Genomic DNA, 292 nt, shown 5'->3' on the forward strand with positions numbered 1-292 from the left:
TTACGCGGCGTCTTGCGTCGGGATGATGACGCTGCGCGCTGGCGGCGGGATGACGTCCGCGGGCCGTGGTGATCCGTGTCTGACACCCGTACGAGATAGCGCCAAGGCTTGAAGAGCTGTTTCGTGGGTGTCAGACACCCTCGATTGAAGAGGCTCCTACCCCGATTGGTGTCAGACACCCTGCTGCATTGCTTCAAGCCTGTAACGCGTTGCCGTAGGGGTGTCAGACACTGTGCAGCGAAGTCCGCCGTGGTGATCCGTGTCTGACACCCGTACGAGATAGCGCCAAGGC

This window comes from Achromobacter sp. RTa, from assembly GCF_000757485.1.
GTDB lineage: Bacteria > Pseudomonadota > Gammaproteobacteria > Burkholderiales > Burkholderiaceae_B > Achromobacter.